This window comes from Roseobacter sp., from assembly GCF_024639605.1.
GTDB lineage: Bacteria > Pseudomonadota > Alphaproteobacteria > Rhodobacterales > Rhodobacteraceae > Roseobacter.
Window position 1 is genome coordinate 22,032 of sequence record NZ_JAHEHZ010000028.1, and the last position, 8,164, is coordinate 30,195.

The following is an 8,164-nucleotide window of genomic DNA, read 5'->3' on the forward strand; positions in this document are numbered from 1 at the left end:
ATGTTAGTGTGCAACGGCCCAGTTTGCGCCCTGGCCCGCATCGACAGTCAGCTTTACATCCAGTTTCACGACCGGATCAGCGGCGTTCTCCATGACATCCCGCGCTGCCGGGATCAGATCGTCCTCGGCGCCCTGATCCACCTCGAACAGCAACTCGTCATGGACCTGAAGCAGCATTTTCGCCGGCAGATCGCGGATCGCTGCCGGCATACGGATCATTGCGCGGCGGATCACATCGGCTGCGGTTCCCTGGATCGGCGCATTGATCGCCGCGCGCTGGGCAAAACCTGCGCGGGGTCCTTTGTCTGTTATGTTGGGCGTATGGATGCGGCGCCCGAAAAGCGTCTCTACATAGCCATTTTCCTTCGCAAATGCCTTAGTGTCGTCCATGTAGGTCCGGATGCCCGGGAAGCGTTCGAAATAGCGGTCGATGAAGCCCTGCGCCTCTGAGCGCGGGATGCGAAGGTTACGCGCCAGTCCAAACCCCGAGATGCCGTAGATCACCCCGAAGTTAATCGCCTTGGCACGGCGTCTGATGTCGGGCGTCATCTCTTCCATCGGTACATCGAACATCTCGGACGCGGTCATGGCGTGGATGTCCTGACCATCAGCAAAGGCCTGCTTCAGCGCCGGGATATCGGCGATGTGAGCGAGGATGCGCAACTCGATCTGGCTGTAATCCAGCGCCACCAGGGTTTTACCCTTTCCTGCGACAAAAGCTTCACGGATACGGCGGCCTTCTTCTGAGCGGATCGGGATATTCTGCAGGTTCGGATCAGTCGAGGCCAGCCGGCCAGTCGAGGCGCCGGCGATAGAGTAGGATGTATGCACGCGCCCCGTGTCAGGATTGATATGGTCCTGCAGCGCGTCGGTGTAAGTCGATTTCAGCTTGCTGAGCTGCCGCCAGTCGAGGATGAGGCGCGGCAGTTCGTGCTCGGTCGCGAGGTCTTCCAGCACATCCGCGCCGGTTGCATAGGCACCGGTTTTGCCCTTTTTGCCGCCCTTAAGAGCCATTTCGTCAAAGAGGATCTCGCCCAGCTGTTTGGGCGAACCTACGTTGAATTTGCGTCCTGCCACGCCATAAATCTCGTCTTCCAGACCGGCCATCTTCTGGCTGAAGGCGTTCGACATGCGCGAGAGCGTGTCGCGATCAACCTCGATGCCCGTCCGCTCCATCTGTGCGAGCACCGGCACCAGCGGGCGTTCCATGGTCTCATACACGCGGGTGACCCGCGCCCGGTGCAGCGACGGTTTGAACTGCTGCCAGAGCCGCAGCGTGATGTCCGCATCTTCGGCGGCGTAGGGCACAGCATCTTCCAGCGGGACCTTGTCGAAGGTAATCGCGGATTTACCAGAGCCTAACAGGGGTTTTATCGGGATCGGCGTGTGAGCCAGATAGCGTTCGGCAAGAGCGTCCATACCATGCCCGTGCAGGCCTGCGTGCATCGCATAAGACATCAGCATCGTGTCATCGATCGGGGCCACGTCGATGCTCAACTGAGCAAAGATCTTGGCGTCGTACTTCATATTCTGTCCGATCTTCAGGATCGAAGGGTCCTCCAGCACGGGCTTCAGCATCTTCAGCGCTTCATCAAGGGCCATCTGACCCTCTGCGAGATCGTCCGAGCCAAAAAGGTCATCGCCCCGGTGCGCTTTATGCGTCAGCGGGATGTAGCAGGCGCTGCCCGGCTCGACACAGAGCGAAATGCCCACCAGGTCCGCGCGCATCTCATCAAGGCTGGTGGTTTCGGTATCGACAGCGACATATCCCCGTTCATATATCCGGTCGATCCAGCTTTGGAGGGCAGCGGCGTCACCGACCATTTCATAGCCCGCTTTATCAAAGGGGATGTCCTCGATCTCAGGCGCATCCGGCGCGCTGGCCGGCGTGTCGTCAATCTCGGGCATTTCCACGCCCAGCTGCTCCGCGATTCGTTTGGTGAGCGTGCGAAATTCCATCTCCGCAAGAAACGGCATCAGCTGATCGGGCACCGGATCGCGTACCTCCAGATCATCCAGCGTGAAATCCAGCGGGGTATTTTCTTCAAGCAGCACCAGACGACGTGACAGCCGGATCTGGTCGGCGTGATCGATGAGGGTCTGCCGGCGCTTGGGTTGTTTAATCTCTTCGGCACGTTCCAGGAGCGTGTCGAGATCGCCGTATTCATTGATCAGCAGAGCCGCCGTCTTGATCCCGATCCCGGGCGCTCCGGGCACGTTATCAACCGAATCGCCGGCCAGCGCCTGCACATCGACAACGCGGTCTGGGTAAACGCCGAATTTTTCGAAAACACCTTCGCGGTCGATCCGTTTGTTCTTCATGGCATCCAGCATCTCGACACCGTCGCCCACCAGCTGCATCAGGTCTTTGTCCGAGCTGATGATCGTGCAGCGCCCGCCGGCCGCCCGCGCCTGTACTGCAAGCGTGGCGATAATGTCGTCTGCCTCATACCCTTCCTTTTCTTTACAGGCGATGTTGAAGGCTTCGGTCGCGCGCCGGGTCAGGGGGATCTGAGGCCGCAGGTCTTCGGGCATCTCGTCGCGGTTGGCCTTGTACTGGTCATACATTTCGTTGCGAAAGGTATGGCTGCCCTTGTCAAAGATGACGGCCACATGAGTGGGCGCATCCGGCCCGGTGTTTTCGCGCACATATTTCTCGATCATGTTGCAAAAACCATGCACCGCATTGATCACCAGACCATCGGATTTCCGCGTGAGCGGCGGCAGGGCGTGATAGGCCCGGAAAATAAATGCCGACCCGTCGATCAGGTGCAGATGACACCCTTTGCCAAAGCTGCTGTCGCTCATGAAATGACCCCCTTACTGTCTGCTGCGGTTTTTACATGAGGGCCGGGGGAATGACGACCCTTTGCGCACCGCGTCGCTGGCGCGTTTCCCGGCAAAGACGCGGACCTGCCGGAAACCGGGGCGGCACCTGAGCGTGCGTTCTGTGAGCGCGGGGTCTGCGTTTTCTGGTCGGATATGCGCCGCAGGGATCCGAACCGAGCGGCAGGCACGGACGCGGCGTCAGACTTTGTCTTTGAAATCTTTGTGGATGAAGCGGCAGTCACAATAGCCGCATTCGACCCAGCCGGTGTCCCTGGGGATCTGCAGCCAGACGCGCGGATGGCCCAGTGCGCCTTCGCTGCCGTCGCAGGCGACGCGAAATTTGTCAACAATCCGGGTTTCGGGCGCTTGCAAAGTCATGGCGTGCTCCTCGGGTCTGGCTGGCCTTGTTATGACCAATGCCGGCCTGGCCCGCAAGCCCGGTTGATTGTCCGACCGGCCGGTTGCGTCTCACAGGGCGTGCGCAGGTCTGCCGTTTTCTGAGGTGGTACCTTTTCGGGATTGCTCGTGATGCTGGCGGGGCGGAATTGTCATCCTTCCGACCGTTCCGGTCGAGACATAACAGATGAAAGTTTTTCTGCGCAGACCGGACATGGATGAAGGTCCCGCGCGGATCCCTGAAAGCAGCTTTCAGGGTCTGACTTAAAGGTTTTCCGTAACCACCGGTGACCCGGTATCTGCGCAGTCACACATCCTTGTAAAAAGGACTCCAGGTGAGAACAAAAGGTGAATATAAAGACTGTACCATGTTTGCAGAGCTCAGCGTCACCACGAACTTTTCGTTTCTCAAAGGGGCTTCGCACCCCGAAGAGTATATGTCCCGGGCTGCTGCTCTGGGCATCAGCGCCATCGCTGTGGCCGATGAGAACTCGGTTGCCGGCATCGTTCGGGCCCATGCGCGGGCGCGCGAGATCGCCCGGCAGGTGGCGGAGCGGCATGCCTGGGACGCAGAGCACGGTCAGATGGGCCCGCCGTTGCCACCGGGGTTGCACCGGGGCGAAAGTTGCCTGCTTTATGCCACGCCGCGTCTGCTGCCCGCAGCACGTCTGGTCTTCACCGATGCCTGTCCGGTCACAGTGCTGCCGGAAAACCGCGCAGGCTGGGCCGCACTTTGCCGGATCCTCTCGGCAGGACGGCTCAGAGCGGAGAAAGGATCCTGCGATCTGCAGCTTGCTGACCTGATGAAGAGAGCGGGCGATCTGCAGCTGATCCTCTGGCCGCAGCCCCTGCCAGGGCAGACCGGCGCGGACGGATGGGTGCAGACAGCGCAACAGCTGACGCGCTGCTTTGCCGGCAAACTGCATATCGGTCTGTCGCCCGCGTATGACGGTCGGGACAGCGCGCGTTTCGCCACCCTGACGCAGCGCGCCGCGCGCCTGGGGTTGCCCGCTCTGGCCAGTGCCGCACCGCTGATGCATCACGGCAGCCGCCGCAAGCTTGCCGATGTGGTCACCGCGATCCGCCTGCGCCGCAAGGTCGATGATCTGGGCCGTGACGCGCTGCCCAATGCTGAGGCGCGCATGCGCTCGGAAGCCGGCATGCGGCGCCTTTTTGCCGGCTTTGAAGATGCCGTTGATCGCGCATACGCCCTGTCACAGAGACTGAATTTCTCGCTGGATGAGCTGCGATACGAATATCCTCTCGAGGGCACTGAGACGGAAACACCCACGGAGCGCCTGCGCCGTCTGGCCTGTGAAGGGCTCGACTGGCGCTATCCTGCCGGTGCCCCGGATAAGGTGCACCGCCTGCTGGAGCACGAGCTGGCGCTGATCGGCAAGCTGAAGTACGAGCCCTATTTTCTGACCGTGCGTGATATCGTGGCTTTTGCCCGGTCGCGCGACATCCTCTGCCAGGGCCGTGGCTCTGCGGCGAACTCTGTGGTCTGTTTCTGCCTCGGTGTCACCTCTGTCAGTCCCGAGATCGGCACCATGGTGTTTGAGCGTTTTGTCTCTGAGGCGCGCGACGAGCCCCCCGACATTGACGTGGATTTTGAGCATGAACGCCGCGAAGAGGTGATCCAGCACATCTATGAACGCTATGGCCGCCACCGTGCCGGGCTTTGTGCCACGGTGGTGCATTACCGGGGCAAACGCGCGATCCGCGAGGTGGGCCGCGCCATGGGGCTGACCGAAGATACGATTTCCGCGCTCAGCTCGCAGCTCTGGGGGTTCTTCTCCACCAAAGGCATCGAAGCCGAACGCATGGCCGAGATCGGGCTTGACGCCAGTGACCGGCGACTGCAGCAGACCCTGGCACTCGTCTATGAGATCAACGGCTTTCCCCGGCACCTGAGCCAGCATGTGGGCGGGTTTGTGATCACCGAAGGGCGGCTTGACGAGCTGGTACCGGTTGAGAATGCCACGATGGAGGGTCGCACGGTTATCTGCTGGGATAAGGACGACATCGAAACTCTGGGCATTCTCAAGGTCGATGTGCTGAGCCTCGGCATGCTGACCTGCATCCGCAAAAGCTTTGATCTGCTGAAAACGCACTACCGGCTCAGCCATTCGCTGGCCAGCCTGCCGCCTGAGGACCCGGTGGTTTACGACATGCTCTGCCGTGCCGACAGCATCGGGGTATTTCAGGTGGAGAGCCGTGCGCAGATGAACTTTCTGCCGCGCATGCGCCCGCGGTGTTTTTACGATCTGGTGATTGAAGTGGCGATCATCCGTCCCGGGCCCATCCAGGGCGATATGGTGCATCCCTATATCCGTCGGCGTAACGGCGAGGAGGAGGTCTCCTTTCCCTCGGATGAACTGGGCGAGGTGCTGGGCAAAACCCTGGGCGTGCCGCTTTTCCAGGAACAGGCGATGCAGATCGCCATCGTCGGCGCCGGGTTTACTCCTGACCAGGCGGATCGCCTGCGCCGTTCGCTCGCGACCTTCAAAAAGCATGGTAACGTCAGCGAGTTCAGAGCACTGTTCCTGCGCGGCATGAAACGCAAAGGCTATGATATGGCGTTTGCAGAGCGCTGTTTTTCGCAGATCGAGGGCTTTGGCTCTTATGGCTTTCCTGAAAGCCATGCGGCAAGCTTTGCGCTGCTGGTCTATGCGTCGAGCTGGCTGAAATGTCACTACCCGGCGGTGTTTGCCTGTGCGCTGCTGAATTCCCAGCCGATGGGGTTTTATGCACCGGCGCAGATCGTGCGGGATGCGCGCGAGCACGGTGTCGAAGTGCGTCCGGTCTGCATCAATGCCAGTTTCGGCGACAACACGCTGGAGCAGGACGGGCAGGGCGGTTTTGCCCTGCGCCTGGGGTTCCGGCAGATCAAAGGCCTCAGCGAAGAGGACACCGGCTGGCTCACGGCGGCGCGCGGCAACGGCTACCGGTCGGTGCGCGATGTCTGGCGCCGGGCGGGGCTGGCGCCGGGTGTGGTGGCGCGGCTGGCGGAGGCGGATGTCTTTGCCGTGCTGGGCCTGCCGCGCAGGGAAGCGCTCTGGGAAGCAAAGGCGCTTGTTCCCGGCGCGCCGCTGCCGCTTTTTGCAGACGACATGGACGGGGAGGCGATTGATGAGCCCGCAGCTTTGTTGCCCGAAATGACAGCGGGCGAAGAGGTCGTGGAGGATTACGTGGCCATGCGGCTCACGCTCAAAGCGCACCCACTGGCGCTTTTACGCGACCGTCTGACACCGCCCGCCGGACGGGCAGACGACAGGAATAATGCCGCGCGCGGGCGGATTTGAGCCACGAAGAAACAGGCGGACCCGGAAAGTGGTTCACCCCCGGCATCACAGCCGTTAAAAGGCCACAGGCCCACCAGAGGAGACGCGCAGATGAGCCCGCCAAAACCCGTTGCATTGTGTATTCTCGATGGCTGGGGCATTTCTGAGCGCCGGGAGGGAAATGCCCCTTTGCTGGCGGATACGCCGGTGATGGACCGGATCATGGCGAACTGTCCGAATGCTACGCTGATCACCCACGGACCTGATGTTGGCCTGCCGCGCGGGCAGATGGGCAATTCGGAAGTGGGTCACACCAATATCGGTGCAGGCCGGGTCGTCGCGATGGATCTGGGCCAGATCGACCTTGCGATCGAAGAGGGAACATTCGCAGAAAACCCCCGCCTCAGAGACTATATCGATGCGGTGAGAGGTGCAGGCGGGCGTGCGCACCTCATGGGGGTTGTGTCCGACGGCGGGGTACACGGCCATCTCAGTCACATGGTGGCGGCGGCAAAGGCGCTGGATAATGCGGGCGTCGATGTGGTGATCCATGCGCTGACGGACGGGCGCGACGTGGGCCCGAAATCCGCTGAAGGGTTTTTTGAAACACTCACGGCGGCGCTGCCGGAGACGGTGCGGATAGTCACTGTGACCGGGCGCTATTTTGCCATGGACCGAGACAATCGCTGGGACCGGGTGGAAAAAGCATATCGCGCCATCATCCGGGGCAAGGGTGAGCAGGCGCAGGATGCGGCCCCGGCCGTTGAGGCCGCCTACGCGCGCGGGGAGACCGATGAGTTTATCGCACCGACGGTCATCGGTGACTATTCAGGGGCGCGGGACGGCGACGCGGTTTTCTGTCTGAACTTCCGGGCGGACCGGGCGCGCGAGATCATGGCGGCCATCGGAGCGCCGGAATTTGATGGGTTTGACCGGGGCGCAAGGGTCAACTGGTCCGCGCTGATGGGTATGGCGCAGTATTCCCAGGCGCATTCAGAATATATGACGGTGATGTATCCCAAGCCCGAGATCGCCAATACGCTGGGCGACTGGGTGGCGCAGAAAGGGCTGCGCCAGTTCCGGCTGGCGGAGACCGAGAAATATCCGCATGTGACATTCTTTCTGAACGGTGGTGAAGAAGTGTCTTTCGCCGGCGAAGACCGCAAGATGCCGAAGTCACCTGACGTGGCAACCTATGATCTGCAGCCTGAGATGTCGGCGGGCGAAGTCACGGATGCTTTTGTCGGTGCAATCCGCGAAGGGTACGACCTTATTGTGGTGAACTACGCCAACCCCGACATGGTCGGTCATACCGGCGATGTGCAGGCCGCGATCAAAGCCTGTGAGGCCGTGGACCAGGGACTGGGCCGGGTGCTGGAGGCACTTGAGGCGGCAGGCGGGGCGATGGTCGTCTGTGCCGATCATGGCAACTGCGACGTGATGATTGACCCCGAGACAGGCGGGCCGCATACGGCGCATACGCTGAACCCGGTGCCGGTGGCCGTCATCGGCGCGCCGGAAGGCACAAAGATCACTGACGGCCGGTTGGCCGATCTGGCGCCGACGATCCTGCATCTGATGGGCATTGAACCGCCTGCGGAGATGACGGGCAGGTGCCTGATTTCATGAGGTTTATCTGCTTTCTGGCGATGTTC

4 protein-coding genes are annotated in these 8,164 nt (G+C 61.3%); 2 read left to right on the forward strand and 2 right to left on the reverse strand.

Features of this window, described 5'->3' with window-relative positions; genetic code table 11:
• Positions 1 to 3: 3 nt before the first annotated feature.
• Together polA and Q0M35_RS05820 are read right to left on the reverse strand one after the other, a co-directional pair.
• Positions 4 to 2,808, reverse strand: coding sequence for a DNA polymerase I (gene polA / locus Q0M35_RS05815; RefSeq protein WP_295313277.1), 2,805 nt, complete (start codon positions 2,806 to 2,808; stop codon positions 4 to 6).
• Positions 2,809 to 3,027: 219 nt separating this feature from the next.
• Positions 3,028 to 3,207, reverse strand: coding sequence for a zinc-finger domain-containing protein (locus tag Q0M35_RS05820; protein ID WP_295313278.1), 180 nt, complete (start codon positions 3,205 to 3,207; stop codon positions 3,028 to 3,030).
• A 386-nt stretch (positions 3,208 to 3,593) separates the two neighbouring features.
• On the opposite strand from Q0M35_RS05820, the gene Q0M35_RS05825 reads away from it, so the two are divergent.
• Both Q0M35_RS05825 and gpmI read left to right on the forward strand, forming a co-directional pair.
• Positions 3,594 to 6,530 carry an error-prone DNA polymerase gene (locus tag Q0M35_RS05825; RefSeq protein WP_295313279.1) on the forward strand — a complete coding sequence of 979 codons (2,937 nt, stop codon included), beginning with the start codon at positions 3,594 to 3,596 and terminating at the stop codon, positions 6,528 to 6,530.
• Between the two features lie 90 nt (positions 6,531 to 6,620).
• Positions 6,621 to 8,138, forward strand: coding sequence for a 2,3-bisphosphoglycerate-independent phosphoglycerate mutase (gpmI, locus tag Q0M35_RS05830; protein WP_295313280.1), 1,518 nt, complete (start codon positions 6,621 to 6,623; stop codon positions 8,136 to 8,138).
• The last annotated feature ends 26 nt before the right edge of the window (positions 8,139 to 8,164 follow it).

Excerpts from the sequence above, each read along its gene's own strand:
- polA (WP_295313277.1), bottom strand. The coding sequence starts at position 2,808 with ATGAGCGACAGCAGCTTTGGCAAAGGGTGTCATCTGCACCTGATCGAC.
- gpmI (WP_295313280.1), top strand. The coding sequence starts at position 6,621 with ATGAGCCCGCCAAAACCCGTTGCATTGTGTATTCTCGATGGCTGGGGC.
- Q0M35_RS05825 (WP_295313279.1), top strand. The coding sequence starts at position 3,594 with ATGTTTGCAGAGCTCAGCGTCACCACGAACTTTTCGTTTCTCAAAGGG.
- Q0M35_RS05820 (WP_295313278.1), bottom strand. The coding sequence starts at position 3,207 with ATGACTTTGCAAGCGCCCGAAACCCGGATTGTTGACAAATTTCGCGTC.